The sequence below is a fragment of the Paenibacillus sp. UNC496MF genome (assembly GCF_900113915.1).
Lineage (GTDB): Bacteria > Bacillota > Bacilli > Paenibacillales > Paenibacillaceae > Paenibacillus_Z > Paenibacillus_Z artemisiicola.
This window is the reverse complement of record NZ_FORE01000011.1, coordinates 291,551-316,587: the sequence shown is the minus strand read 5'-3', so window position 1 is coordinate 316,587 and position 25,037 is coordinate 291,551. Positions and strand designations below refer to the sequence as shown.

The 25,037-nt window shown below is 58.3% G+C and carries 21 protein-coding genes; 19 read left to right on the top strand and 2 right to left on the bottom strand.

What is annotated here, in order from left to right; genetic code table 11:
• Nucleotides 1–154 precede the first annotated feature (154 nt).
• From BMZ79_RS20980 to BMZ79_RS20965, 5 genes are read left to right on the top strand one after another with little or no spacing between them, the layout of a single operon-like run.
• Nucleotides 155–1,015 (top strand): undecaprenyl-diphosphate phosphatase, encoded by an 861-nt coding sequence (locus tag BMZ79_RS20980; protein ID WP_090643354.1) that lies wholly within the window; start codon nucleotides 155–157, stop codon nucleotides 1,013–1,015.
• Between the two features lie 36 nt (nucleotides 1,016–1,051).
• Complete coding sequence (locus BMZ79_RS20975; RefSeq protein ID WP_090643352.1) at nucleotides 1,052–1,603, top strand: hypothetical protein; 552 nt, start codon at nucleotides 1,052–1,054, stop codon at nucleotides 1,601–1,603.
• A 30-nt stretch (nucleotides 1,604–1,633) separates the two neighbouring features.
• Nucleotides 1,634–1,810, top strand: coding sequence for a hypothetical protein (locus BMZ79_RS34370; protein ID WP_177222249.1), 177 nt, complete (start codon nucleotides 1,634–1,636; stop codon nucleotides 1,808–1,810).
• 45 nt (nucleotides 1,811–1,855) lie between these two features.
• Entirely contained in the window at nucleotides 1,856–2,680 is an 825-nt protein-coding gene (locus tag BMZ79_RS20970; protein WP_090643349.1) for a COG4705 family protein, read from the top strand.
• Complete coding sequence (locus tag BMZ79_RS20965; RefSeq protein WP_090643347.1) at nucleotides 2,670–3,287, top strand: hypothetical protein; 618 nt, start codon at nucleotides 2,670–2,672, stop codon at nucleotides 3,285–3,287. The genes BMZ79_RS20970 and BMZ79_RS20965 overlap by 11 nt, the downstream gene beginning before the upstream one ends.
• Before the next feature lie 241 nt (nucleotides 3,288–3,528).
• Here BMZ79_RS20965 and BMZ79_RS20960 read toward each other — a convergent pair whose 3' ends face one another.
• Complete coding sequence (locus BMZ79_RS20960) at nucleotides 3,529–3,975, bottom strand: collagen-like protein (RefSeq protein WP_256252926.1); 447 nt, start codon at nucleotides 3,973–3,975, stop codon at nucleotides 3,529–3,531.
• 457 nt (nucleotides 3,976–4,432) lie between these two features.
• On the opposite strand from BMZ79_RS20960, the gene BMZ79_RS20955 reads away from it, so the two are divergent.
• From BMZ79_RS20955 to BMZ79_RS20920, 8 genes are all read left to right on the top strand, one after another.
• Nucleotides 4,433–5,377: a YheC/YheD family endospore coat-associated protein gene (locus BMZ79_RS20955; RefSeq protein WP_256252925.1), complete on the top strand. Its 945-nt coding sequence runs from the start codon at nucleotides 4,433–4,435 to the stop codon at nucleotides 5,375–5,377.
• Between the two features lie 269 nt (nucleotides 5,378–5,646).
• A complete protein-coding gene (locus BMZ79_RS20950) occupies nucleotides 5,647–7,974 on the top strand; it encodes an AraC family transcriptional regulator (RefSeq protein ID WP_218154745.1) in 2,328 nt (775 codons plus the stop codon).
• A gap of 237 nt (nucleotides 7,975–8,211) precedes the next feature.
• Nucleotides 8,212–9,174 carry an ABC transporter permease gene (locus tag BMZ79_RS20945; RefSeq protein ID WP_090643337.1) on the top strand — a complete coding sequence of 321 codons (963 nt, stop codon included), beginning with the start codon at nucleotides 8,212–8,214 and terminating at the stop codon, nucleotides 9,172–9,174.
• 74 nt (nucleotides 9,175–9,248) lie between these two features.
• Nucleotides 9,249–10,067: a carbohydrate ABC transporter permease gene (locus tag BMZ79_RS20940; protein WP_090643611.1), complete on the top strand. Its 819-nt coding sequence runs from the start codon at nucleotides 9,249–9,251 to the stop codon at nucleotides 10,065–10,067.
• A gap of 163 nt (nucleotides 10,068–10,230) precedes the next feature.
• Nucleotides 10,231–11,811, top strand: coding sequence for an ABC transporter substrate-binding protein (locus BMZ79_RS20935; RefSeq protein WP_177222247.1), 1,581 nt, complete (start codon nucleotides 10,231–10,233; stop codon nucleotides 11,809–11,811).
• Between the two features lie 300 nt (nucleotides 11,812–12,111).
• Nucleotides 12,112–16,272 (top strand): carbohydrate binding domain-containing protein, encoded by a 4,161-nt coding sequence (locus BMZ79_RS20930; protein WP_256252923.1) that lies wholly within the window; start codon nucleotides 12,112–12,114, stop codon nucleotides 16,270–16,272.
• Nucleotides 16,273–16,361: 89 nt separating this feature from the next.
• Nucleotides 16,362–17,501 carry an SGNH/GDSL hydrolase family protein gene (locus BMZ79_RS20925; protein ID WP_090643332.1) on the top strand — a complete coding sequence of 380 codons (1,140 nt, stop codon included), beginning with the start codon at nucleotides 16,362–16,364 and terminating at the stop codon, nucleotides 17,499–17,501.
• A gap of 211 nt (nucleotides 17,502–17,712) precedes the next feature.
• Nucleotides 17,713–18,282 carry an SF0329 family protein gene (locus tag BMZ79_RS20920; RefSeq protein ID WP_090643329.1) on the top strand — a complete coding sequence of 190 codons (570 nt, stop codon included), beginning with the start codon at nucleotides 17,713–17,715 and terminating at the stop codon, nucleotides 18,280–18,282.
• A 52-nt stretch (nucleotides 18,283–18,334) separates the two neighbouring features.
• Here BMZ79_RS20920 and BMZ79_RS20915 read toward each other — a convergent pair whose 3' ends face one another.
• Nucleotides 18,335–19,723 (bottom strand): response regulator, encoded by a 1,389-nt coding sequence (locus BMZ79_RS20915; RefSeq protein ID WP_177222245.1) that lies wholly within the window; start codon nucleotides 19,721–19,723, stop codon nucleotides 18,335–18,337.
• 245 nt (nucleotides 19,724–19,968) lie between these two features.
• Between BMZ79_RS20915 and BMZ79_RS35615 the strand changes: the two genes are divergently transcribed.
• From BMZ79_RS35615 to BMZ79_RS20885, 6 genes are all read left to right on the top strand, one after another.
• Nucleotides 19,969–20,727, top strand: a complete 759-nt coding sequence (locus BMZ79_RS35615; protein ID WP_090643323.1) for an IclR family transcriptional regulator — start codon at nucleotides 19,969–19,971, stop codon at nucleotides 20,725–20,727.
• A gap of 127 nt (nucleotides 20,728–20,854) precedes the next feature.
• Complete coding sequence (locus BMZ79_RS20905; RefSeq protein WP_218154744.1) at nucleotides 20,855–21,049, top strand: hypothetical protein; 195 nt, start codon at nucleotides 20,855–20,857, stop codon at nucleotides 21,047–21,049.
• Between the two features lie 420 nt (nucleotides 21,050–21,469).
• Nucleotides 21,470–22,417, top strand: coding sequence for a VOC family protein (locus tag BMZ79_RS20900; protein ID WP_090643321.1), 948 nt, complete (start codon nucleotides 21,470–21,472; stop codon nucleotides 22,415–22,417).
• 29 nt (nucleotides 22,418–22,446) lie between these two features.
• Nucleotides 22,447–23,223, top strand: a complete 777-nt coding sequence (locus BMZ79_RS20895) for a GTP cyclohydrolase II (RefSeq protein WP_090643606.1) — start codon at nucleotides 22,447–22,449, stop codon at nucleotides 23,221–23,223.
• Nucleotides 23,207–23,662: a DUF1641 domain-containing protein gene (locus tag BMZ79_RS20890; RefSeq protein ID WP_090643318.1), complete on the top strand. Its 456-nt coding sequence runs from the start codon at nucleotides 23,207–23,209 to the stop codon at nucleotides 23,660–23,662. The genes BMZ79_RS20895 and BMZ79_RS20890 overlap by 17 nt, the downstream gene beginning before the upstream one ends.
• Before the next feature lie 21 nt (nucleotides 23,663–23,683).
• A complete protein-coding gene (locus tag BMZ79_RS20885; protein ID WP_090643315.1) occupies nucleotides 23,684–24,862 on the top strand; it encodes an NAD(P)/FAD-dependent oxidoreductase in 1,179 nt (392 codons plus the stop codon).
• Nucleotides 24,863–25,037: the final 175 nt, after the last annotated feature.

Below are 25,037 nucleotides of genomic sequence, written 5' to 3'. Positions count from 1 at the left end.
ATCGCGCGCTTCGCAGGCGGACGACTTACGGAAAGTTTAATCTCCGTTAAGAAAACGTTAAGCGTTGGTTCACGTCGAGTTGAGGATCGGACGCTACAGTAGAAAGGGCCTCATCCAGGACGTCCACCACGGTAAGGGAGCGTGCAAGCCCATTATGCAAGACTTATTCACCGCGATCGTACAAGGCATTGTAGAAGGACTGACGGAGTTTTTGCCGGTTTCGTCGACCGGCCACTTGATTCTGAGCGGGAAGCTGCTTGGATTCTCCGGCGAGAAGGCGGACACGTTCGAAATCATCATCCAGCTCGGCGCCATCCTGGCGGTCGCCGTCATCTATTGGCGGCGAATTCTTCATTTGCTCGGACTGCGCCGCTTGAATCCGACGGAAGCGCTTGAGCGCGACCAAGAGCCGAATCGCCGGACGCCAGCCGCGGGACAGACCTCGAAGCTGAATCTGATCCATGTCATACTGGCTTGTTTACCGGCGATGGCGCTCGGCGTACTCCTGCATGCATTGATCAAGGATTACTTGTTCTCCCCGTATACGGTGCTTGCCGGTCTGGTTCTGGGCGGCATCTTCATGCTGCTGGGGCAGAAGAAGCTGACCGCCGCCATGGCGGAGGAAATCGACCAATTATCCTACAAACAAGCCATGCTCATCGGCTTCTACCAATGTCTCGCCCTTTGGCCGGGCTTCTCCCGTTCCGGCGCCACCATCGCCGGCGGCTTGTTGTCGGGCGTCGGCTACCGGGCCGCGACGAACTTCTCGTTTCTGATTGCCATTCCCATGATGATCGCGGCCAGCGGGTATGAACTGCTGAAGAGCTACGATACGTTGACGCGTTCGGATCTCGGCTTCTTCGCGACCGGCTTCGTCGTCGCGTTCGTCGTGGCGCTGCTTGCCGTCCTCACGTTTCTGAAATGGCTCGAACGCCTGAAGCTTGCGCCGTTCGCGTACTACCGGTTCGCGCTGGCCGCCGTATTCCTGCTGTACCTGCTCATCGCGAACCGATAGCAAGCGGCAGATCTCCGGCAGATAGGAGTGAAGGACATGCAGCAGCTCGCGGTTCTCGTCATCGAATCCTACCAGTACGCGTATAACGAAGCCGGTCAACCCGTCATTGAATTGACGGTCCTGAATCCGGACACGGAAGTGCTGCGCGGCGATATTGGCATCAACGTCAGCCGGGCGCTGCAAACGGCGCAGAACGAGTATGTCTATAAGCGCGCGGCAAGCACGAAAGCGCTGCGAAACGCGACTTTTCCGCCGGGCGAAGCACGGCATCTCCGGATCGGCGCGGCGCCGTTGCTGAAGCCGGGCACTTATGAGGCGGAAGTTCGATTGCGGGACCCGGAGGGCGCGAAAGCGGAGCGGTTTGATTTTGAAGTGACGCCGGCCGCGTTCGAGCAAGCTCGGGCTGAAAGAGGCGATGGGGGCGGCCCCGCTGTACGACAGAGCCCCGTGATGGCTGCCGTCCGAATGGGCGCATGGATGCTTTTGGCCGGGATCGTTGTTCTCGCGGGAACGAAGACTTGGCGGAAAACGGGATGGAACAAAAAAGGGAGGAAAGCGCGGCGGCGTTCGAATCCCGAAGAACGGTAAATTCACGCCATCCGGCTGGAGGGGCTGCTGATGAACAAGTATGGGTTAACGGTGAGTTTGCTAGGACTCGGAACCGGCATTTATGCGGGGACGATCTTGATGCACGCTCCGTTCTATATCAAGCTGATCGGCGCGGAAGCGGGATCGTTCTTCTTCATGTACGGGTTACTCTTGTTCCTGAGAGGCATCCGCGATGCTTCGGCATGACATCGGCAATCGGAGTCCAATCCTAATGAGAAAGAGTTGGCGACTATGAGCGAATTTTTGAAAGCGGCCAGGCAGCATACGGGAGGCCTGTTAGCCAAAGTTCCGGAGATTACGGTTTATTTTTGGATCACGAAGCTGTTGACGACCGGGATGGGGGAAGTGGCGTCCGACTTCCTGTTCGAACGGCTGAACCCCGTCCTTTCGGCTCCGTTAAGCGTGCTCCTCTTCGTTGCCGCCATGCTGCTGCAGTTCAAGGCGCGGCGATACGTACCCGGCGTCTATTGGCTCGTCGTGGTGATGGTCAGCATCTTCGGCACGACGGCTGCCGATGTCGTGCGCGTCGGGCTCGGCATTCCCTATATCGCCTCGACGCTCTTCTTCATGATCGCGCTCGCGGCATTGCTCGTGGTGTGGCATAAGCGCGAAGGCACTTTATCCGTGCACAGCGTATTCACGCGCCGCCGGGAGATTTTTTACTGGTTGACCGTGCTGACGACGTTCGCGCTCGGCACGGCCGCGGGGGATATGACGGCAGAGAGCATGCAGCTCGGGTACCTCGCGTCCGGCTTGCTGTTTGCGGCGGTGCTGGCCGTGCCGGCAATCGCGTTTTATCGATTCGGACTTCGCGAGACCGCCGCGTTTTGGTTCGCGTATATCATGACGCGTCCGGTCGGGGCTTCCTTCGCGGATTGGATGTCCGCGGCGCATGCTCGCGGCGGCCTGGGCTGGGGGAAGGGGCCGGTGACGTTCGTGCTGACCGTTCTGATCGTGCTGCTCGTCGTATTTCGGGGCGGCGCGCCGGCTCGCGAGAAAGAAGACGAAACGGTCCCGACATTGAAGAACGAGAGAAGGGAAATCCATGAAGCCTAACCGCCTCTTATTCATTCCCGCCGTCCTTGCGGCACTGGTCAGTCTGGCCTTCGTCCTGTACGCCTTATTCGGGAGCATCCATCCGGATACGCTTCAAAGCGGAGTCGCGGCCGGCATGAGACGCGATGCGGAGGGCGGCGACGGGCTGTTCAGGACCCTGGGGACGATTGCCGTCTGGTGCGGGGCCGTCGGTTACGCGTGGCTGCGCCTGAAGAAGAAGCGCAAATCGCCGTCGCCGGTCGTGAAGAAGCTCGGCAAGCTGTTCAACCGGCTGCATCAACCGGCGGGTTATGCGGCACTCGCGTTCGTCGCCGCCCACGGGAGCTACTTCTTGACGCAAGCGGCGATGAAGGACGATACCTTTACGGGCATCGCGGCCTTTACGCTGCTGTTGTCATTGGCCGTATACGGCTATTTGATCCGCCGGGTGAAGCTGAAGCATGTTCGGCGAATTCATTTTTTGCTGGCGACCGCGTTCGCCATCGTCGCGATCGTCCATGTAGGCGGCTCGGCTATTCTGGCAACGCTAGCCGTCATCGTCTGCTGGGCGCTGATCGGGCTCATCGAACGGCGGGCAGCGCGGCCGGTCAGAGACGGGCGGCAATAAAGAACGCCCGATCGACTTCAAACCTTATGCTGACTTGATTTTACGACCGTGCGGTTTTATTTCGTACGAGGATCGGCAGCGAATTGAGCTTGCGCGTATTCCGAGGCGAAGCGTAAGGCGCGGGCGGGAAATAGAACCTGTGCCGCAGAAAGAAACCAACTCCCGAAGGGGTTGGTTTCTTTCATGCTTATCCCAAGGATCCTGCCCGATCCGAGGGAATGCCGCGCTGATTACGATTGCATTAGGTCAAGCTTTCAATGATCAGCGAAGCGCTCGTGACGGCCGTTCCGCCGCCGATGCTCGCTTGCAAAGTCAATGCACCCATATTGTCGATCCGGTTGAGCGTGAGCGTGCCGCCGGCGGTTAATTGGGCGACGACTTGACCCGTATAGGGTTGGTTGCCCGCGCTCGTTCCGTAGTTGCTGCAAGGAACGAGCGCCGGCGGAGTCGGACCCGGGCCGTCCGGGTCGAAGAACAGGCCGAAGGCGGAGTTGCCGGCGGTCGGGAATACTTCCCAGGTAATGCGGTAAAATCCGGTCCTCAGGATGTTTACGGTGGAAGGCGCGGTAAACGTAACATCCGTCGAGTTAATCACGGTGTTATTGAAGGTAACGGCTCCGCCTTGGGCACCGGGAGCGGGCGCGGCGGCGATCGTCTGGTCGACCGTGCTGCACAGGAAGGCGAACATATCCGGAACAGCCGGGCCGGCGGGGCCTTGCGGTCCGGCAGGACCGGCAGGACCTTGCGCGCCTGCGGCGCCGTTTAATCCTGGAGGCCCTTGAGGCCCTGGAGGGCCTTGCGGCCCGGGAGGTCCCGGAGGACCTGGTAATCTACCCATAGGTAACTTACACTCTCCTTGTTTTGGGGGATTGGGTCGGGCTTATCGCCAGGTGAGGCAGCCCGCTGATAACATATTCCAATCGAATCCGTTGTGTACCACTATTTGGATTCGGTATTTTTGCATGGCATTGTATTGTTGTCCATGCAGGCAAGCGGCGGCTTACATACGTTGATCTTATGAATCTTGCGAATTTTGGACGGAGGAGACCATGACTATGAAAAACGGGTTCGTAGGAATACTAGTCGCGAATCGAACGCAGCGGAAAAGCGTGCTAAGCCAATATCTATCGCACAACGCGGCAAACGTGAAACTGATCGCTTTCACTCCGTCTTCGATCGATTGGAAAGGCCGGACGATCGTCGGCTTGCATCGCGCGAAAGGAACGTGGTCGCTCGGCCGGTTTCCGTTTCCCCAAGTCGTGTATAACCGCTGTTACGGCTCTGATCCGCAGCTGATCCACAAGCTGGGGGCCGCAATCGGAGCGGACCATTGTTTTAACGATGTGAATCAATTAAACAAGCTGGATATTTACAATAAGCTGAATCGATGGCTCGCCCCCAATCTGCCGGAGACGGTACCTTATGACGAAGCGAACGCGACGAGCATGCTGGAGCGTCATGGAGAGATCTATTTTAAGCCGCTATTCGGCTGCATGGGCAAAGGGGTGTATCGGGCGGAAAGGAGTCCTTCGGGGGATGTCCGCACGGGCCAGCACTATTTCGTCCCTCAGACCGTGACGAGCGACCATGCCTTTTTCCGGGAGCACATGAAGCAGTTGGTTCGCTCGACGCCGTACATCGTGCAAAAGGGGATCCCGATTCGCCAAATCGACGGGCAGGTCTTCGATATTCGCTCGCTTGTGCAGAAGAATGAGCAGGGGCTCTGGTCCGTTACGAATCTCGTGAGCCGGATCGCCTACAAAGGCAGCTTTAATACGAGCATCTTCGTAAAATCCTGTTTGTCTCAGGATATCCTTAAGAAGTTGTATTCGCCGAACAAGGTGCAAGCCATCATGACGTCCATTTACGATGTCAGCCTGCGAACGGCAGAGATCATCGACATGGAGACCGACTATCACCTGGGCGAATTCAGCGTCGACGTCGCCTTGGACCCTGAAGCGCATCCTTGGATTATCGAACTGAACGGCAAGCCGCAGAAGGATCTGTACCGGGGCATTCCCAACCGGTCCGCCGTCTATCAGCGCCCGCTCCAATATGCAAGGTACTTATGCGGGAAGCGCTCTTTGTGATGATCAGTATACGGGTGAACGCTTGGACGCGTGACAATCGGCGAACGCACTTCATTCGGGAGACGTAACCCTCGCATACGGATAACCCTATGAAAATGCGCCGCCCGATAGGAAAGGGATCAGGTCAACAAACACGCGAAGGCAGCGGGAAATTGGACCGAAACCGGGATTTCGGAGTGGTTGCGGGGCGGGGAATATGTCATGATAGGACTAAAACCGCGATCGAAGTCCGGCCAATCGGGAAGGGAACCACGATGAATATCCTTCGCATGTATCGATCGAAGAAGTATCTCCGGCGTCTTGTTCTCAGCTTCTCCGTCCTGGTGCTGATGCTGCTCGTCGTCTTTTCGGGCACCCTCTATTTCAACGCCGAGAAGATCATTCTCACCATGCAGCGGGAGGCCAACACGAAGGTCCTCTCCCAAATCAAATTCAACATGACGTATCTGAACGACGTGATCCAGCGGCTCGCGATGTCGCTCTATTACGATAACGACATCATTCCGCTGATGACGGCGAGCGAGGACTCCGATATCTTCGACACGCTGACGAAGCGGTCGCGGATCGACAAGTTTGCGGACTATACGCCCTTCATCCATTCCATCATGATCTATAACGCGAAGACGGACCGATTCATATGGGGCGGGGATCCTGCCGTGCAGGAGCGGGACGCGCCGATCTACGGCGCGTTGAGGGCGCTGTTCAAAGGAACCGGGCCGCTGCCCAAGCTGCAAATGGTGCCGATGAGCCTAAGCGGCGACCGGAGCCGGGCGGACGTGTTCTCGATCTTCAAATACGATGCCTTTGAATATCGGCAAGGCGAGAGCGTATTCGTGCTGAACATCAGGCCGCAATGGCTGTTCGATAATATGAAGGTCATGAATCAACTGGCTTGGCAGGAGAACGAGAACGTCTTCATCTTGGCGGATGACGGCCGGATCCTGTCGTCCGATCCGGTTGCCCCACCCATGGACGAGGCCTTCAAAAAGGCGATGTTGACCCATGTCCATCGGCAGCCCGCGGCGGATACGGGCAGCTTCAATTATTCGCTCGGCAGCAAGCCGAAGATCGTGAACTACTTGAACACGGGCATCAACGGCTGGACGCTGATCAGCATTCAGTCCTACGAGACGTTGGTCAGCAAAGCCGACTCGTTGAAAACGACGTCGATCGTACTGACGGCGGTCTTTCTCCTGCTTGCGCTGCTCGCCACGCTCGGCATCTCCCACCGGCTATACCGGCCGCTCGGCAAACTGGTGAGCTTCGTCCGGCAAGACTCCGACGACGAAGCGGGGCCGAAGCCGCCGGACGGCGACGAGCTGTCCTACATGACCGGCATCTATCAAGAAACGCGAAATCGCTTGCTCCTCGCGAGGAGCGAGCAGCTGACGTCGCGCCATATCGTGCGTTCCTATTCGATCCGGACGATCATTACGGACGGCGCGGCGCTGACGCGCAAGGACTTGATCGAGCTCATTCAAGCGCAGAAGCTGAGGATGGATGCCGAAGGTCCTTACCTGCTCTGCGTCATGAAGCTCGACGAACCGGACGGCGCTTCCGGGCGCGAGGACGATCCGGATCGCAGGCTGCTGCGCTTCGCGATCGCCAACATCGCGCAGGAGCTGCTCGCCCGGACCTATGCCATCGAAACCGTTGAATTGAAGCATGACCATGTGGCGGCCCTCATCGGCATGCCGGACGCATCGGCCGCCGCGCTCGACCGGATCCGGCAGGAAATCGCGGGCATTCAGGCGATCATCGCGACGATGTACCGGGCGACGTTCTCCGCTGCCCTGAGCGATGGCATTCCCGAATACCGGCTGCTGCACGGTCATTATGCCGCCTGCCTGCAGCAGCTCAGGTATACGCTGGCGTTCGGCCGGCAAGCCGTCATCACGCCGTCCATGATCCGGGATAACCTAAGCAGCGCGGAAGCCGCGCTGCCTCCGGAGCTGGAGAAGAAGCTGATCGAAAGCATGAAGTCGAACCAGGACGAAGGCTTCGAGAAGACGCTGGATACCATCTTCGCCTTCATCGCATCGCTGAATTACGAGTATATGGTCTATATGGTCTTGCATGTCTTGATCGTGATGAGGCAGGCGATCAAAGAGATCAATGCGTCCCGCATCGTCTCGCTGCCCGGCGAGCGGGGCGATATCAACCGGAAAATCATGGACTGCGCGACGCTCGCGGACATGAAACTCATGCTGCTCGACGTATACCGGGGAATGAACGAGAGCAAGCGGAGCCCGGAGGAGGAGCGCAGCGAAATTCTCGTCGACGCGATCAAGGACATCATCGTGCAAAACCATGCGGACGCGAATCTCGGCCTGCAGATGATCGCGGACATGATGAAGCTGTCCCCCGACTATATCGGGCGGCTGTTCAAGAAACAGGCGGGGCTGTCCGTCGCCGAATACATCAACGACGCCAGACTCCGCCAAGCCGTGCATTATTTGGAGCATGGCGATTATACGATCAACGATCTCATCGAACGCATCGGATTCGGCACCCGAAGCAACTTCTTCCGACTGTTCAAGAACAAATACGGCACGACGCCGAAGGAGTATCGGATCAAACGGAATCTGTTGGAGTGAACGCAGTCGTGTACCTCAGCCTAAGCCGTCCTCGGGGACGGCTTTTTTTGCGCTCGGACGCGTATTGCCGGCGCTGCTTGCGCAGGATTAGCCAAGGCCCGTCCGATCAGGACGTTTCCGGTGAAAACGGACGGTCATCTTGGAGCGAAACCGGGATTTTGGACTTCTCTCCGGCCCGCATTTTCGCCAAAATGGGGCTATGAAACGAGCAAGCAGACGGAAAGGAGAAGAACGCGCATGATCACCAAAGAAGCGGAGCTGCATCATCCGCCGGCGCAAAAGATTGTCGTTCGCGAGAAGCGCAAGGGGCGGTTCAAGCACGGCGAGCTGTTCAGCTTGTCCGTGCCGGGCTTGATTTATCTCTTCATCTTCTCGTACGTGCCCATGTTCGGCATCCTGATCGCCTTCAAGAATTACCGTTACGACGAGGGCATCCTGGGCAGCGAATGGGTCGGCTTCAAAAATTTCGAGTTTCTGTTCGCCTCCGAGAACGCTTGGCGCATCACGCGCAACACCGTCCTCTATTCCTTGACGTACATCGTCGTCGGCATGCTGATCGCCGTGACGCTCGCCATCCTGCTGACCCACGTGGGGAAGAATTGGGTCAAGCTGCACCAGACGGTGCTCTTCCTGCCGTATTTCGTGTCGTGGGTCGTGGTCGGGTACATCGCGCTGGCGCTCCTCGACAATACGTCGGGCTATCTGAACCAGCTGCTCGGTTACGTCGGACTCGCGCCGCATAAGTGGTACTTCGAATCGGGTCCGTGGCCGTACATCCTGGTCATCGCGCACGAGTGGAAGAGCATCGGCTTCGCGACGCTGATTTATTTTGCCGGGCTGCTCGGCATCAATCAGGATTATTACGAAGCGGCCCGCATCGACGGGGCCTCGAAGCTTCAGATGGTGCGGAAAATCACGCTGCCCCTGCTGCTGCCGCTGATGACCATCATGCTGATTCTGGCGATCGGCAATATGTTCAGGGGCGATTTCGGCCTGCATTATTTCGTTCCGAACGATTCGTCCTTCGCGCTGCCGACCACGGACATCATCGATACGTACGTGTTCCGGTCCCTGCGGATGCTCGGCGACATCGGCATGTCCTCGGCGGCGGGCGTCTATCAATCCGTCGTCGGGTTCGTCCTCGTGCTCGCCGCCAACTACGTCGTTCGCAAAATCAATCACGAGAACGCACTGTTCTAGGAGGTGCCCGCTTGGGTTACAGCAAGAAGACGGCCGCCGTCATCAACCTGTTTTTTATCGGATTAAGCCTGCTCATGGTCATCCCGTTCGCGTTGGTCCTCTCGGTTTCGTTCACGAGCGAAGCATCGCTTGCCCGGAACGGCTACCGGTTCATACCGGATACGTTCGTGCTGACCGCCTATCGGTATATCTTCAAGGTGCCGGATGTCATTCTCCGCGCTTACGGAGTGACGGCGCTCGTGACGGCGATCGGCACGGCCGCCGGATTGCTGATGACGGCGATGATGGCGTATACGATCTCCCGGCCGGACTACAAATACAAGAACGTCACGAGCTTCTACGTGTTCTTCACGATGCTGTTCAGCGGAGGCCTCGTCCCGTTCTATATGCTGATGACGCAGTACCTGCACGCCAAGGACACGCTGTGGGCGATGATTCTGCCGGGGCTGCTCAGCGCGTGGAACGTCATGATTCTAAGAGGCTTCTTCGCGAAAATCCCGATGGAAATCATCGAGTCGGCCAAGATGGACGGCGCCCGGGAGCGGCGGATCTTCTTCACCGTCATCATCCCGCTGTCCACCCCGGCGCTCGCGACGATCGGCCTGCTGATCGCGTTCGGGTATTGGAACGAATGGTTCAACGCGCTGTTGTTCATCGACAATCCGAGTCTGGTTCCGCTGCAATTGCTGCTCGTCCGCATGCTGAACAGCATGGAGGTGCTGACGCAGAACCTGGCTTTGCTCGGCATTCCGGATCTCGACGCCAGCCAGTTCCCGACGATGTCCGCGCGCATGGTGATGGTGGTGCTGGCCGCCGGGCCGATGATGCTCGTCTTTCCGTTCTTCCAGCGCTATTTCGTGCAGGGGTTGACCGTCGGCTCGCTCAAGGGCTGACGGCCGGTCCCGGAAAGGCCGCTTGCCGGCAAACCGCCATTCGGGTGGGTCTAATAACGGAGAGGGCGAGCCAAACGGAAGGAGGGAAGGAACGCCCGGGCGATTGTTCTCCATGTTATTATTTTCATACAAGCACTGCATATATAAGGGAGGTTTCATACAGATGAGGCGGTTGAAGAAGAAGGCAATCCATCTCTCGTTGTTCGCGGTCGTACTGATGATGGCGATCACGGGCTGCAGCGGCAAATCAAACGACGGGGGGGCCGCGAACGCGCCCGCGGACAACGGCAAGGCCGCGAACGCGCCCGCGGACAACGGTACGGCCGCGAACGCCCCGGCCCCGGACGCAAACGCGGAGGACGAAGCGCTTCCGCCGGTCGAGCTGACCTGGTATTACGGGGTAAGCGCGCAGCAGCCGGGCCAGCAGGACGTCGAGGACGCGGTCAATCAATACTTGAAGGACAACACCAAGCTGAACGCCACGGTACGGCTGAAACCGGTCGATTTCGGCAGCTACGATCAGAAGATGAACGTGACCATCGCGTCCAACGAGAAGATGGACATCGTATGGACGACGGGGGCCTGGCTGCTCAAGTATAACGAGAACGTCAAGAAGGGCGCCTTCCTGGCGATCGACGACCTGCTGCCGAAGTACGCGCCGCAGACGCTCGGCAGCCTCATGCCGGCGGCATTCTGGGACGACGTGAAAGCGGATTCGGACGGCAAAATCTATGCGGTGCCGAGCTATCAGGTCGCGGCCACGTCCTTCGGCTTCGTCTTCCAGAAGCGGTTCGTCGACAAGTACAAGTTCGATATCGGCAGCGTGAAGACGGAAGCCGACCTGGCGCCGTTCCTGGAGACGCTCAAGAAGAACGAGCCGGACGTCGTGCCGTTCGCCTTCCAAGCCGGCAACAACGGCCCGATCGACGGGAACCTGCTGGATTACGGCCCGGTCACGTACTACAAGAACGATCCGTACAAGAGCGTGGACAAACGCGAGACGCCGGAGTACAAAGCCTACTTGGATCTCATGCACGACTGGTACCGGAAGGGCTACATCTACCCGGACCTCGCGACGGTCAAGGACTTCAATCAATTGATGGCGAAGGGCAACATCGCGGTCATGACGGACGTGACCTTCAAGCCGGGCGGCGAAGCGGGCTATCCGGCCAAGAACGGCGGGAACGAAGTCGTCCGGAAAGCCATCACCGATCCGCTCTTCACCGGGGTCACGACGTCGATGAACGCCATCAGCAAGGCATCGAAGAATCCGGAGCGGGCGCTCATGCTGCTCGAGCTCGTCAACAACGACAAGAAGCTGTACGATCTGCTCTGCTACGGCATCGAAGGCAAGCATTACACCGTGGCGAACGGCGTGTACGCGCCCGTCGAGAATTCGGCGTACGCGCCGAACGTGGATTGGGTGTTCGGCAACCAGTTCAACGGACTGCTGCGTCCGGGCCAGCCGGCCGACGTCTTCGAGCAGACGAAGCGGTTGAACGAGCAGGCCGCGATTCACCCGATCAACGGCTTCAAGTTCGACGACTCGAGCTTGAAGACGGAGGTCGCCGCCGTCGCCGCCGTGCAGGCGGAATACGCGGTTCCGCTGGAGACGGGAACGGCCGATCCGAACGAGGTGCTCCCGAAGTATCTGGACGCGCTGAAGAAAGCGGGCAGCGACAAGATTCAAGCCGAGATGAACAAGCAGCTCGCGGCTTGGGCCGCGAAGAACGGCAAATCATGACGGCCGCCTAGCGGGAGGACGGACATTCGTTTGCTTGCGGGAGTACCGCATCCCGAACGAATGCCCGTTTCTAGGCGGATGCAATCGCGCATCGCCGAACAGGCAGGACGCGACACCACAAAGGAGGAAGCGTTGATGAAGGCAACAGGTTTAGGAAGCGGCTCAGCAACAAATAGAAAGCGCTTACCGAAATTCGAATTGCCGAGAATCGGGTTTATTTTGATGCTGGCGGGCGCAATGCTGCTTTCGGGGTTTGTTTTTGCAAGCGAGGACGCCGAGGCGTCTCCGACCGTTTATTATGTGGCGAAGAACGGGAACGACGCTTGGAACGGAACTGCCGCGGACTTCGTATCCGGCTCGACCGGCCCCTTTCTGACGATTCAGAAATGCGCCAGCATCGCGGCTCCCGGAGATACGTGCGCCGTTCGCGAAGGCGTTTACCGGGAAACGGTCAAGCCGGCCGCCTCCGGCACGGCCGCGGCGCCGATCACGTTCCAGCCTTACCAGAACGAAAGCGTGACCGTAGACGGCACGGATATCGTGACGTCCGGATGGACGCTGAAGAGCGGGAGCAGCGACATCTATCAGACGAACATCGCCTTGAACCCGGCGTTGTTCGCCAATCAATTGTTCGTGGACGGCAGCATGATGACGCAGGCCCGCTGGCCCAATACGAGCGGTCAGCTGATGTACCCGACGTTGGCGGCAGCCGAGGCGAACACGACGACGACGGGGACCGCGACCGAGACGGTGTACGATTCCCATCTGCCGGATCTGGATTTGACCGGCGCGAAGGTATGGATCTTGGGGGGCGCTCAATTTACGGCGCATTCCGGCACGATCTCGGCGAGCTCGCCCGGCTCCTTTACGTTCAATCAGCCGATGGCCGGCTGCGCGAGTCTGTGCTCGAAGCCCGGCAGCCGGTATTTCCTCTTCGGTTCGCTGGCCTTCCTGGACGCGCCCTCCGAATTTCACTATGATAGCGGCTCGCAGACGCTCTACCTGCGAACGTCCGACAATACCGATCCGTCCGCGCATACGGTCCAGGTCAAGCAGCGCCAATACGGGTTCGACCTTGCCGGCCGTTTGTTCGTGCAAATCAAAGGCTTCCGGTTGTTCGCGACGACGATATTCACGGACAGCGCAAGCAGAAACAACGTGATCGACGGCATCAACGCGCAGTATCCCTCGCATTATATCGAGATTCCCGACGATCCGCGGAACGGTCCTTACGCGTCGCATAACTACGATACCGGCATCATCATGGACGGGTTGACGAACACGCTCAAGAACAGCACGATCGCCTACAGCGCGGGCAATGGCGTCGCGCAGATCGGCCGGTTCAACGTCATTACGAACAATTTGATTCACGACGTCGATTACGCCGGCACCTACAATGCGCCGATCCGGTTCCTGGGAGCCGGCGTCGACGTGACCGCGACGTACAACACGATCTATAATACCGGCCGCGACGGGATGATCGGCGGAGGCTTGCGCAATAAGGTCGCGTATAACAACATCTACAATTACGGCTTGATCGCCAACGATCTGGGCGGCTTCTACACGTGCTGCGGCTCCACGCTCGGAACCGGATCCAGCATCGACCACAACTGGGTGCACGACGACAAATCCGGCGGCGGCGTAGGCATCTATATCGACAACGGCGCGTCGCAATTCCTGATCCATCATAACGTGTCGTGGAACAATAACGGCGCGGGCATGATCTTGAACGGCTTGACGACCGGCAAAAGCCAAGGCAACAAAGTGTACAACAACACGCTCGGAGGCGGCCAGACGAAAAGCATCGGTTCCGCGGGCGTCGTCAACTCGGCGGACACCGTCGTGCAGAACAATATATTCCGCGGGCCGACGGATCCGATGCCGGGCGGATCGGCGTTCCTGAACAATCTGTTGCCCGCGGCGAATCCGTTGTTCGTCGACGAGACCGCGTCGAATTTTCACTTGCAGACCGGGTCGCCCGCCATTAACGCGGGAGCCGTCGTGCCGGGCATCACGGACGGCTACAGCGGCGCGGCGCCGGATCAGGGCGCTTATGAATTCGGGCAATACGATTGGGTCCCGGGATGCAACTTCAACGGCTACGGAAGCTCGTGCAGCCCGACGAACTTGGTCTCGAATCCCGGCTTCGAACAAGGCACGGCCGGGTGGCACGCGGCCGGAGGCTCGATTGCGGCCGCCTCGGATTCCCACAGCGGCACGGCTTCGCTGAAGGTCTTCAACCGCACCGGCGCATCCAACAGCGCGAGACAGAATCTGCCGATACAAAACGGCAAAACATATACGTTTTCCGCCTTTACGAAATTGGGTTCCGGCACCGATTCGGCCTACATGGTGCTCGAAGTCGTAAGCGGAGGCCAAACGTCCTGGATCCAGCTGGCGTCGAACCCGATCAATGCGACGGCATGGACGCAATTGACCCGCACCTATACGTTCAATCTGGCAGCGCCGATTACCGCCGCCAACCTGTATGTCCAGACGGGCACCTCGCTCGCGGATTTGTACGTCGACGACATGTTCGCGGACGAATTCAAAACGCGATTGACGCCCCCGGGCCTGTACGTGGACAAAACGAAGCTGAACGCCGCGATCTCCACGGCGCAGGCGCTTTATGCGGGAGCGGCGGAAGGAAGCGAACCCGGCCAGTATCCCGCGGGCGCGAAAGCGGAATTGCTGTCCGCCGTCCAAAGTGCGACGGCGGTTTCGGCCGATTCGAACGCGTCGGAGGATGCGGTCGACGCCGCGGTGCGTACGCTGAATACCGCAATCTCCGCATTTCGGTCGTCCCGCAATTTGGACGCGACCGTGACCGTCGACGTCAATGACATGCTCGCCGATCAAGCGGGCTGGGACGCCGACCCGGGCAGCTTGAATTTCTCGGACGACGGCCTGGTGTTTACGCCGGCGACGGCTCGGACGGTCTTCGGTTACGCGGGCGCCAAAATCAAGCACAACGAGCTGGTGCGGTTCAAAGCGAAGCTCGATACGTCCAACGGCCTGCAGGGGTTCGGCATACGCGCGACCAATACGAGCAAGCCGGCATGGGAAGCGAACAGCCAGTACTTGATCGTGGTCAAGACGGCCGTTATCGAAGTGCAGAAGTGGAACGGCACGAACCTGATCGTGCAGAGCATACCGAATACGTTTCTGCAAAGCGGCATCTGGCATACGGTGCAGCTGGGAGCCATCGATACGCACGAAGGCGTGCAAGTGATCATGAACGTGGACGGGACCGAAGTCGTCAACTGGACGGACACGAACAATCCGATTCAGGACGAAGGGTATTTCGAAGTTTACGGGTCGACGCCGCTTTCGCCGATCGCGATCGGGAGTATCGAATCGCCTGACACGACGGCGCCCGTGACGACGGCCGCGCTGTCTCCGGCGCAGCCGGACGGACAAAACGGCTGGTATGTCCAGCCGGTCAGCGTAACGTTGACGGCGGAGGACGACAAGCCGGGCGCGGCGGGAAGCGAGTACAGTCTGGATAACGGGGTAAACTGGCAGCCTTACGAGAACCCGTTCACGGTCGATCAAGACGGTTCAACCGTCATTCGCTATCGCTCGACGGATGGCGCGGGGAACGTGGAAGAAGCCCGAACGTTAACCGTTCCGATCGATCGGACCGCGCCGACGGCGGAAGTCGGTTACAGCACCGCAGCGCCGACCTCCGGCAGCGTGGTCGCGACGATCGCGCCAAGCGAGCAAGTCACGGTCACCAACAACGGAGGCTCCGACAGCTATACGTTCCAAAGCAACGGCGAGTTTACGTTCGCGTTCGTAGACCAAGCCGGCAATCCGGGAACGGTTACGGCCGCGGTGGCGAACATTGCCCCGAAAAGCGCGGGCGTGCCGGGAAAACCGATCCTGTCGAGCGATAACGGATACGATACGGGCATTCCGGACGGGAGCTATACGATCAGCATGAATATGTGGTGGGGCAATAACGGCGGCGTCTACAAGCTGTACGAGAACGACGTGCTGATCGACACGCAAACGCTCGCCGACGATTCGCCGAACCCGCAATCCGCCGTCACGTCCGTAAGCGGCAGGAAGAACGGCGCGTACCGCTACTATGCCGAGCTTGCCAACGCTTACGGCACGACGCGCAGCGACGAATTGACCGTAAACGTCACGCAAGCGGAGCCGGCCGAACCGGTGCTCGCCAATGACAATTGGGACGGCGACGGAAGCTACAGCGTGAACATGAACCTATGGTGGGGCACGAACGGCGCGACCTACCGGCTGTACGAGAACGGCGTGCTGATCGATACGCAGACGCTCGCGGGCCAAACGCCGCAGGCGCAATCGGCTACGACGCCGATCGCGGGCCGGCCGGCCGGCATCTACGAGTATCGGTGCGAGATCGAGAACGATGCAGGGACGACTTCCAGCGAAGTCATGGTCGTTACGGTGAACGAGTCCGTGGCGAAGCAAGCGTAGGCAGAGGGCGGTTCCGGGATCCCCGCGGATCCCGGAACCGTCCTTTTTTCGCGGAGATTCACCAGTTCCGGGACCTAGGAGGAGAAGAGATGAGAGTTCACTATCACCTGCGCGGCGGCTTGGCTCATGCGGCCAAGAAGCTGCGCGCGGGCGCGCGGACGTTCAAGGTCGCCTTTATCGGCGGCTCGGTCACGGAAGGCGCCGGAGCCTCGGACGCGGAGCGCTATAGCTATCGCGCGCTGACCGGTCAATATTTGGCGAGCCGGTATCCTGAGGTTGCCTTTACGTTCGTGAATGCGGCCGTCGGCGGAACGGATTCGGTCTATGGGGCCTATCGTTTCCGGGAGCATGTCCTTAAGCAAGGACCGGTCGACTTGTTGTTCGTCGAATTCGCGGTGAACGACGCCGGCGACCGGACGGCCTCGGTCCGCGCCATGGAAGGCATCGTGCGGCAGGCCAAGCGGTCGAATCCGCGGATGGCGATCGGGTTCATTTACTCGCCGAATACGGCCGGCTTGCGGCTGTTCGGGGAACAGGGCAGGCTCCAGCCCGCGATCGGGCACTATGAGGAAGTCGCGGCGCATTACGGCATTCCGTCCCTCTCGATCGCGCGGAGCATCTACGAGGGGATCGCGGCCGGCGAGCTGCGATGGGAGGATTACAGCGCGGATGAGGTGCATCCCCACGACGCGGGCTTCGGCCTGTACGGCGGCTTGGTTGAAACGTTTCTGCACGAAACGCTCGGGTATCGAGAGGATGATGATGCGGATCAGGACGAGACCGCAGGCCTGCCGGAGCCCTTGGAACCGTCGTGCTACGAGCATGCCGGACTGCTTCCGCCCGGTACGGCGGCGAGCGCGCCCGGCTGGAGGCACGAGCAGCCATGGCGATTCGAGCATGTCTGTTATTGGAAGCTGCCTGGCGAGGCCTTGATCGGGGATACGGCCGGAGCGGCTTTCAGATTGCGTTTCCATGGTACCGCGGTGGGCATCGCGGTGTTGGCCGGCATGGACCTCGGCGACATCGAATTCGCGATCGATGGCGGGCGTTACGAGCCGATGCGGCTCTTTGATTCGCGATGCACGGCGTTTTACCGGCCGAAAATCGTACTGCTGACGGACGGATTGGTACCCGGCGGACATACGGTCGACATTCGCATCGCGGCGGATTCGCCTGCATTAAGCACGGGCCGCTGCGTGCGTATTCTTTATTTTCTGGTGAATGCCTAGGATGGCATGCAAGAGGAAAACGAACGTCAGTCATAACGAGCAGGCAGCCGGTCTCTTTAGATGACCGGCTGCTTTTATTGATGCGATGCCTGGCGAACTCCCGAGCGGATCCAGTCTCCGGTTATTCATTTAGGCGTTCGTTATTGTATGATGGCTATAATGGAAGGACGCCCTGATGAGGTAGAATTCATGTCGTGCAGAGGAGGATTCCATGTCCTGGAGCAAATTGAAGCAACAATTGGAGAGTTTTCTCAGTCCGGCCTTAATCGGGAGGGTCGACTATCTCGCAACCAGCTACCGCTATCTACCGGATAAAGCAGGACTTTGCAATATCGCGGTCGATAAAAAGAACGTGCTCAATATGAACGATGCGACGACTTCGATCCGATGGTACCAATCGGAGCTGGAGATCAAGCATGACCCGTCGATTCACATTCCGATCCATCGCGACGAATTGGAGGCGGTCAGGAAAGATGCCAAGGGGCCGGTTCCGGAGGAACGGCTCGAAGTCATCGCGAGGGGACGAAGACGAACGGAACTCGCGAAAGAGCTGATGGCCGCGCAGTCGACGTTAAGCAAATCGAATTTTCATGCGGAAGCCACGAAGTTTTTGGCCCGTTCGATCGAGGAAAGCCTGGAGAGCAAGGAGATTATAGCGAATATTCTAGCCCTGGTGGACAGACGGATCGGGAAGAAGCGGATCTTGAACATGCGCGAGACGATCAAGCTGAAACATCCGAGCGTGCAGTATTTTTATGAGCTCCGGCTCAGCACGTTATAAGAGGAACGTAAAAAGCGCCGGCGGCCTTGAGCAGGCGACCGGCGATCATCGATTAGCAGTGCGGCTTGTTCCCATTCTCGTGCACGAGGGCGCTCCGATAGCTTAAGGGGGAGCAGCCGGTTTTGGTTTTGAACACCTTGCTGAAATATTTCATATCCGGGTAGCCGACCATCTCGCCGATCTGCGAGACTTTCAAGGAAGAATGGGCTAAGTATTGCTTGGCCTTGTCGATCCGGATGTCCCCCAAATAATCCGATAAGTTCACGCCGAAATCTTGTTTGAACCGCCGCGAGATATATTCCCGGCTAAAATGAAACCGGTTCGATAGTTGCTGGAGCGATATATCGGTAAAATAGTGCGTTTGGATATAGTTCCGGATATCTGCCATCGCGCTTCGGTCCGGAACGATTTCGAGAACATAAACGCGGTCTTCCGCCGGTTCGGCATAACGCCGATGCAGAGCGGCCTTGGCCTCCAGATAGGCATGCCTGACTTCATGGTGGAACTTCTTGGTCGTGCCGATGCCAATGTCAAACCTGGCGCCCAGCGCCTGATGCAAGCACTGATTGATTTTCCGGATGATCCTCTCCGCCTGCTCCGGCGCATGCCAATGGAGAATCACGATTTCATTCTCGCTCGACCAATAACGAAAGGCGAATCCCGACCGCGACCGGCGCAGAATCTCGTTGCACACGTTGGTGAGCGCGAAGAACAGCAGGTCGTGATGCTTGTCGAATTCGCGCCGAATGGACGCATCGATCTGCTCCAGGCTGAGTACGGAGCATCTGCACGCGGTCATGGCGCCGAATGCCGAGAATTCGCGCCGAATTTCGGGAAGGTGCCGGTGGTGATCTTCCGGATGCCGAATCAGCTGGCTGAACATCTTCTCCCAACATATCGGCTTGAGCCGGTTGATCTCGATATGAAGGCCGCCCTGCTGCCTGCGCCAATCGGCTTCGTGCTTCCACAGCTGAACGGCCCGATGGACGGCGTTCCGAATGTCTGTCTCTTGGATGGGTTTAAGCAAATAATCCGAGCCTCCGGCCCTCATCGCGCGCCGGACGAGCCGGAAATCCGGATATCCGCTCATCATGATGGTTTTAGCGGAAGGCAGCTGTTCCTTGATCCAACGCAGCAGTTCAATGCCGTCCATTCCCGGCATCGTCATGTCCACCAGGATCAATTCCGGCCGATGCTCCCGGATCATTCTTCTGGCCGACCCGCCGTCCGCTGCCTCGAATACCTCCCCGATGCCGTGTCGCTCCCATTCCACGAACCGAATAACGGCTTCCCGGGCAGGCCGTTCGCCATCGACGATCAGCGCCTTCATGCCGGGACTCCGTACGCCGGCCGTTTGAATCAAAGCGGCGGGTTTGCGGGACTGGAAGGTTACGGCTCTCCTATAATTGAACGTATTGTCCGCGAGCTTCTGCAGAATCATTTTCATTTTCCTCCAAGTTGCCGGATGCGGGTTCGAATGCATGCTAGCGTTTCGTTCACCGCATGACTTTCTTTTGTTCAAATTAGCAGCGTATCAAATGTTCGCTCTATTTTGTTTAATATTTAGTGAGTGATATATAATATATCTTAACAGCGCGCAAACGCCGAAGTAAAGAAGCGCCGATCCTATGGAAGGTTTTACAATTTTAAGCGGATACATAGTCGAATATAGAGGAGAATCCATCGATGTCGCAGGAAATAAAAGGTCAGGGCATACAGTCATTGGAAATCGGGTTAGCGATATTAAAAAAGATCGCCGCGGCAAAAAGACCGCTGACGATCACGCAGCTTGCCGAAATTTGCGACATGCCGAAAAGCAAACTCCATCATTATTTAACGAGCTTTTGCAGATCCGGCTTCTTGAAAAAAGGGGAGGATTTGAAATACGCCCTCGGATCCGAACTGGTTTTATTGGGCCTCGGGGCCGTCGAGGCGATGGATATTAACGAGGCGGCGGTCCCGTATATGAAAGCCATCAACGATGCCGTTCATGAAACGGTGTATTTGTCGCTATGGGGAATGAACGGTCCGTTTTTTGTCCGCTGCATCGAAAGCAAACGTCCCATCAGCATCGGCATCAGGGTGGGATCGCAAGTCGGCGTAACGAAATCATCTTCGGGGAAAGTGTTCGCGGCTTTTATGCGAAACGAAGAAACGGAGAACTTGATCAAACGCGAATTGGAAGAAGACCGGAAGGACGCGGATGCGTTCAAGAAGGAGATCCGGGAAATCAAAGAAAAGGGATACGCGCGGAGCGACTCGACCGTAGCGCCCGGAATCGTGGGCCTTTCATGTCCGGTATTCAACCGAAGCGGCCACATCATCGCCGCCATTACGATCTTGGCGCTTAGCGGAACCATGGACGCATCCGAAACGGCCGAAGCGGTCCGTTCGCTGCAAGAGAACTGCTTGAAATTGTCCAAGGAGATCGGTTTCAACGGATAGCGCATCAATATTTTGCTTGAAGGAGCTAATATTAGGTAACGATAAAAGTCGCCTCTTCTTCTATACTGGGGAAGCTCGCAAAAATCAATCGCTTGATAGCGCGGAACGAATGAAGGAGATGTGTGACATGAATGAAATGGTTGGAAAATGGCTGAGTTGGATCGGAATCGTAGTCGCCGTGATCGGGTTTTTCTATGCGTCCGTGTGGATGGGCAGCATCGCCGTTATCCTTGGACTCGCAGCCCTGGCTACCCCTAAAAAGAAACTGGCGTGGTTGTCGATCGGTCTTGGCATTATTGCGTTTATCGTTCCAAACGTGTAAGCAGCAGACCGGGTGAATAACTGAGCGTCGCGCCGGGGGAGAAGAGACCGGCCGAGGTCTTCATGAAATTCGAAGGAGCAATCGGAGCTTGTTAGCTGCCGGTTGCTCTTTTTCGGTTCGTTTCGACTTGCCGCAGCGGCAGCGCGGCCCTGCGGAGGGCCGATTCATCGTCGGCAAATCCATCAATATTTTGCTTCAAGGAGCTAATATCGGGTGACGTTCGTCGCCGCAGGTTCGACTATACTGGGATTGCCTCGCAAAGGGCGACGAATAGCACGAGCGGAAGGAGTGGTGGAACACCGCAAGGCAAGGGTAGGAAAATGGCTCGGCCGGACGGGATACGCGGCCGTCCATAATGAGAATATGCGTGATCTGGATGAGGCATTGTCGTCATCCTCGGAGAATCGGAGGGCATCTAACATGGCTGGGACAGCAGGTATTCACCACATCACGTCCTTCATCCGCACGCCGCAGCTGAACGTGGACTTTTACTCCAAGACGTTGGGGCTGCGGTTATTGAAGAAGAGCATCAACTTTGATGCACCGGAAATCTATCATCTCTATTACGGCAATGAAGCCGGCCGTCCGGGAACGGCCCTGACGTTCTTCCCTTCCAAGGACGCCCGTCGCGGGAGCGTAGGCGGCGGTCAAGTGGGCTATACGACGCTTGCCGTTCCCGCGAACGCCCTGGCATTCTGGGAAGAACGCCTTGCCAACCTGGGGGTGGCATGCAGGCGCGCGCGGCGTTTCGATGAGACGTATTTGCGGTTCGCCGATCCTGACGGCTTGCATCTGGAGATGGTGGAGCGAGAAGCGGGAGCGCCAAGCAAGTGGCCGCTCGGAGATATTCCGTTCGATAAGGCGATCAAAGGGTTAGGCGGCGCGAAGCTGTACAGCGCGGATCCGGACGGCACGCAGCGGACGCTGCGGCTTATCCTGGGGCTGGAAAGAGTCGGTCGGGAAGGCGGATGGGTTCGTTATCGTACTGCCGGGGACTTCGGGAACTACATCGACCTCAACGCATCGCCCATGCCCTGGGGAGATCGAGGCGCCGGAACCGTTCATCATATCGCGTGGAGGGCCCGGAACGACGAAGAGCTTCGGAAGTGCCGCGAACGGGTCGTCGATCATGGTTTCGAAGCGACGGCGATCATTAACCGGCAGCGCTACAACGCCTTCTATTACCGCGAACAAGGCGGCATGCTCTTCGAAGTCGCGACCGACGCCCCGGGCATCGTCATGAACGAACCGTTCGAGATTCATGCGAAAGCGCCGCAGCTTCCGTCCTGGTCGGTCGTCCATCGCGAGTTTATCGAGGACAACCTCCTGCCGGTTAAGGATCGCGTCTTGGAGGAAGAGAAACGATGACCTCGAACGGCGTTGGAGAAGAGAAACCGATGAAAGCGTACGATGCGGAAGTGATTTCGGCACTGCGAGATAAAATTCGCCTTATTCAAACCGGCAACAAAGCGATTTACGTGGCCGGGCCGATCAAGCTGCCGATTGACTTGGATGGGAAAACGATCGCGTTCTCGTGGTATGCCTGGTTGAACGCGGACGAAACGACGCCGGACCTCGCCTGCCTCATCGAACGGTTATCCCGCGTCAATCTGGCCGAATGGCAGCAATCGAGCGTGCTGGTGTACGGCGATATGCAACGGGCGGAGCAAGCTTTGATCCGCTTCCATTCGATTTGCCATACCAGGGACATCTTCGGCAGCAAACGCTGCGACTGCGGCTATCAGCTGAAGCAGTCGATGAAGCAAATCGTCGGCAGCGGCAACGGCGCGTTATTCTACCTGGCCAATCATGAAGGCAGAGGGATCGGATTGTTTAGCAAGGCCTTGGCCTATATTCTGCAGGAGAACGGGTACGACACCGTGGACGCGAACCTGAAGCTCGGATTCGCGGACGATGCGCGCGATTACGGCGATGCGATCGAAGTGCTGAAAACGTTTCGGACGAAGCCCGTCACGCTGATCACGAACAATCCGAGGAAAGTAGAAGCGCTCGTAAAGGCTGGCATGCCCGTAAGCGGCCGCGTTCCGCTTTGGGGCGAGGCATCCGAATATAACGTGCGCTATTTGAAGACAAAAATAGCGCGGTCCGGTCATATGAGCGAACGTCTCCATTCTTCGGAGAGATGGATGTCGCACGATGAACGAGCAAGATAACAGGAGGAACAACGACGTGGTACAATCCACCCTTGAAAAGCAAGAAGCGCTCCAATCCCAAACGAATGGCGCGGATATTCTGAATCAACTCGTCAAGCCGGAAGTCCAGGAGGCGTTGACCAAGCTGGCCGATCATTTGCCCAAGCTCGCCGAGATGACGGCGCTGCTGACGAAGTTCTACGATGTGGCGAGACAAGCGGCGGGTGACCGGGTACTCGTACAGGATACGCTGGGCGCCATCCGGGAGGTCGTGAAGCCCATGGAGGCAACGGTCAAGCATCTCGCGTCGGCCGCCATCGAAGCCCGCGAACGCGCGGAACGGGAAGAGGCCGCGATCGGCCTGTTCGGGATGCTGGGATTGCTCAAGGATCCCGAGCTTCAACGGATGCTTCGCTTCGGTCAGGCATACTTGGCGATTCTAGGCGAACGAAGAAATTAACGGCAAGGAGATCGGGACAACATGAGCAAGCACATCTTGATTTTAGGAGCGGGTTACGGCGGTCTTCTCGGCGCGATATCCGCCCGCGCGCATTTCTCGCCGGAGGAAGCCGCGATTACGGTCATCAACAAGTACGAGACGCACCAAATCATTACGGAGCTGCACCGTCTGGCTGTCGGCAACGTAGCCGAGAAGGCCGTCACCTTGCCGCTCGCGAATCTGTTCAAAGGCAAAGACATCAACCTGCGGATCGGCACGGTGACGGGAATCGATCCGGATGCCCGACGCGTCGATCTGGAGGACGGAACCGCGTTGACGTATGACGCGCTGGTGCTCGCGCTCGGCAGCGAATCGAATTTCTTCGGCGTGCCGGGACTGGAGGAACATAGCTTTACGCTGAAATCCGTCGCCGACGCGAAACGGATCTACGGGCATATCAACGACAAAATAGCCGCGTACGCGAGAACGAGACGCAAAGCGGACGCGACGTTCGTCATCGGCGGCGGCGGCTTGACGGGCGTCGAGCTCGCCGGAGAGCTGGCGGACGAGCTTCCGGGCCTATGCCGGGCGCACGGCGTCGACTTTGCGGACGTCGCTTTGTATCTCGTCGAATCCAAAGCGCGCATTCTCGCCACCTACTCCGATGATCTGATCGACCGCGCGACCGCGAGCCTCGAAGCGCGCGGCGTCCGCTTCCTCACGGGGCTTACGATCACGGAGGCGACGGGGACGACGGTCAGCCTGAAGGACGGCCGGACCATCGAAGCGGGTACGGTGCTGTGGGCCGGCGGCGTGAAGGGCAGCCCGCTCGTGGCGAACTGCGGGATCGAAGTCGACCACGGACGCGCCTCGGTCAACGCTTATTTGCAATCCGTCTCGCACCCGGATGTCTTCCTTGCCGGCGACTGCGCCGCCGTCATGGGGCCGAACGGCCTTCCGTATCCGCCGACCGCGCAGCTGTCTTGGCAGATGGGCGAGCATGTCGGAAGCAGTCTGTTCGCTTACTTCACAGGCGCGAAGATGAAGGCGTTCGAGCCGATTAATTCCGGTTCGCTCGCGAGCTTGGGACGCAAGGACGGCATCGGTTGGATCGGCGAAAGCGGCATCGAACTGAAAGGCTTCCCGGCCACCTTGATGAAAAAAGCGAGCGATGTGCGCTACCTGTCGCACATTCACGGTCTGTCCACGCTAGCGTATTAACCGTTGCATTGATAGATGAGCCCGGGGATAGGTAGCCGCGGGACATAGGAAGAAGAGCAATCGGCCGAAGTGCCTCCGATTGCTCTTCTTCCGTTGGCGTCACAAACGGACGCGGTTCGTCGTGTTATGAACGAGCCCTCTTCCTCGCATAAGCCCGTAAGCATCGGACGGAAAG